This is a genomic window from Pseudomonas sp. BF-B-30, assembly GCF_019956305.1.
GTDB lineage: Bacteria > Pseudomonadota > Gammaproteobacteria > Pseudomonadales > Pseudomonadaceae > Aquipseudomonas > Aquipseudomonas jessenii.
In genome coordinates this window covers 1-2,971 of record NZ_JAHBDG010000072.1, presented here as the reverse complement: position 1 = coordinate 2,971, position 2,971 = coordinate 1, and the positions used below count along the sequence as shown (strand labels likewise).

The window sequence follows — 2,971 nt, the reverse complement described above, 5'->3', positions numbered from 1 at the left end:
AGTGCATGGGTTTACTCAATAAGATCACGCAGGAGATTTGACGTGCACATTGGTGTTCCTCTCGAAACCCAGACCGGTGAAACACGGGTTGCTGCAACCCCGGAAACCATCAAGAAGCTGATCGGCCAGGGCCATAAGGTCACTGTACAAAGCGGCGCCGGCATTAATGCCAGCGTTGTCGACAGTGCCTATGAAGCGGCAGGCGCAAGTATTGGCAGCGCCAACGATGCGTTTGCTGCCGAGCTGATTCTGAAGGTGGTCGCGCCCAGCGACAGCGAGCTCGCCCTGATCAAGAGCGGCACCGTAGTGGTGGGCATGCTCAATCCGTTCAGCAATGAAACCATCGCCAAAATGGCCGAATGCGGCATTACCGCCTTTGCCCTGGAAGCCGCGCCGCGTACCTCCCGCGCCCAGAGCCTGGACGTACTGTCGTCGCAAGCCAACATCGCCGGCTACAAGGCTGTGTTGCTGGCCGCTCACTACTACCCGCGTTTCATGCCAATGCTGATGACTGCTGCGGGCACCGTGAAAGCGGCGCGCGTGCTGATCCTCGGTGCCGGTGTGGCCGGTTTGCAGGCCATCGCTACCGCCAAGCGCCTGGGGGCGGTGATCGAAGCGTCTGACGTGCGTCCTGCGGTAAAAGAACAGATCGAATCCCTCGGCGCCAAGTTCGTCGACGTGCCCTACGAGACCGATGAAGAGCGCGAATGCGCCGTCGGTGTCGGCGGTTACGCCCGCCCGATGCCGGCCAGCTGGATGCAGCGCCAGGCCGCGGCCGTGCACGAACGCGCCAAGCAGGCGGACATCGTTATCACCACCGCGCTGATTCCGGGCCGCAAGGCGCCGACGCTGCTCAGCGCGCAAACCGTGGCCCAGATGAAACCGGGTTCGGTGGTCATCGATCTCGCGGCCGCCCAGGGCGGCAACTGCCCGCTGACCGTGGCCGACCAGGTGGTCGTCGAAAACGGCGTGACCATCGTGGGCCCGACCAACCTGGCCAGCGCCGTGGCGGCTGACGCTTCGGCGCTGTACGCCCGCAACCTGCTGGACTTCATGAAACTGTTGTTCGATAAAGAAGGACAACTGGTGATCAACCTTGAAGACGATATCGTCGCCGCGTGCCTGATGTGCCGCGACGGCCAGATCGTGCGCAAGAACGGCTGAGGATAAAAACAATGGAAGACATGCTGATCTCTGACGGTATCTACAACCTGATCATCTTCGTGCTGGCGATCTATGTCGGTTACCACGTGGTCTGGAACGTCACGCCTGCGCTGCACACCCCGTTGATGGCGGTGACCAACGCGATCTCGGCGATCGTGATCGTCGGTGCCATGCTGGCAGCGGCTTTGACCGTGACGCCACTGGGCAAGACCATGGGCACCCTGGCCGTGGCCCTGGCCGCGGTCAACGTATTCGGTGGCTTTTTGGTCACCCGCCGCATGCTGGAAATGTTCAAGAAGAAAGCGCCGGCAAAAGCTCCGGCCGCCAAGGCTGAAGCAGTCAAGGCTGAGGTGCAGCAAGCATGAGCATGAACCTGGTTACTTCCCTGTATTTGATCGCCTCGGTCTGCTTCATCCAGGCGCTCAAGGGCCTCTCGCACCCCACCACGTCGCGCCGTGGCAACCTGTTCGGCATGCTCGGCATGGGCCTGGCGATCCTCACCACGGTCGGCTTGATCTATAAGCTCGGTGCCGAACTGGCTCAAGACGGTATCGTCTACGTGATCGTCGGCCTGCTGATCGGCGGCACTGCCGGTTCGATCATGGCCAAACGCGTTGAAATGACCAAGATGCCGGAGCTGGTCGCCTTCATGCACAGCATGATCGGCCTGGCCGCGGTGTTCATCGCCGTGGCTGCCGTGGTCGAGCCGCAGTCGCTGGGCATCGTCAAGCAACTCGGTGACGCGATCCCGGCCGGTAACCGCCTGGAACTGTTCCTCGGTGCCGCCATCGGTGCAATCACCTTCTCCGGTTCGGTGATCGCCTTCGGCAAGCTGTCCGGCAAGTACAAGTTCCGCCTGTTCCAGGGTGCACCGGTACAGTTCAGTGGCCAGCACAAGCTGAACCTGCTGCTGGGCCTGGCCACACTGGGCCTGGGCGTGACGTTCATGCTCACCGGCGACTACACCGCTTTCGGCGTGATGCTGGCGTTGGCCTTCGTGCTCGGCGTGCTGATCATCATCCCGATCGGCGGCGCGGACATGCCCGTGGTCGTGTCGATGCTCAACAGCTACTCCGGCTGGGCAGCGGCGGGCATCGGCTTCTCGCTGAACAACTCGATGCTGATCATCGCCGGTTCGCTGGTAGGTTCGTCCGGTGCAATCCTCTCGTACATCATGTGCAAGGCGATGAACCGCTCCTTCTTTAATGTACTGCTCGGGGGCTTCGGCAATACGGCGGACGCGGCCGGCCCGGCGGGTTCGAAAGAAGCCCGTCCGGTGAAGTCCGGTTCGGCCGACGACGCGACCTTCCTGCTGACCAACGCCGACACCGTGATCATCGTGCCGGGCTACGGTCTGGCGGTGGCACGTGCGCAACACGCGCTGAAAGAGCTGACCGAGAAGCTGACCCATCGCGGCGTGACCGTGAAGTATGCGATCCACCCGGTTGCCGGTCGTATGCCCGGCCACATGAACGTGTTGCTGGCCGAGGCCGAAGTGCCTTACGACCAGGTGTTCGAGATGGACGACATCAACTCCGAGTTCGGCCAGGCCGACGTGGTACTGGTGTTGGGCGCCAACGACGTGGTCAACCCGGCCGCGAAGAACGATCCGAAATCGCCGATTGCCGGCATGCCGATCCTCGAAGCGTTCAAGGCCAAGACCATCATCGTCAACAAGCGCTCGATGGCCAGCGGCTACGCCGGCCTGGACAACGAACTGTTCTACCTGGACAAGACCATGATGGTGTTCGGCGACGCTAAAAAGGTCATCGAAGACATGGTTAAAGCCGTCGAGTAACCCTCTGCG

3 protein-coding genes are annotated in these 2,971 nt (G+C 61.8%); all 3 read left to right on the top strand.

Annotated elements, in window-relative coordinates:
• Positions 1-42 precede the first annotated feature (42 nt).
• The 3 genes from KGB29_RS25875 to KGB29_RS25865 are packed head-to-tail and all read left to right on the top strand — an operon-like array spanning position 43 to position 2,962.
• A complete protein-coding gene (locus KGB29_RS25875; RefSeq protein WP_102685615.1) occupies positions 43-1,164 on the top strand; it encodes a Re/Si-specific NAD(P)(+) transhydrogenase subunit alpha in 1,122 nt (373 codons plus the stop codon).
• 11 nt (positions 1,165-1,175) lie between these two features.
• A complete protein-coding gene (locus KGB29_RS25870; protein ID WP_057712569.1) occupies positions 1,176-1,529 on the top strand; it encodes an NAD(P) transhydrogenase subunit alpha in 354 nt (117 codons plus the stop codon).
• On the top strand, positions 1,526-2,962 hold the full coding sequence (locus tag KGB29_RS25865; RefSeq protein ID WP_057712570.1) for an NAD(P)(+) transhydrogenase (Re/Si-specific) subunit beta: 1,437 nt from the start codon (positions 1,526-1,528) through the stop codon (positions 2,960-2,962). The genes KGB29_RS25870 and KGB29_RS25865 overlap by 4 nt, the downstream gene beginning before the upstream one ends.
• The last annotated feature ends 9 nt before the right edge of the window (positions 2,963-2,971 follow it).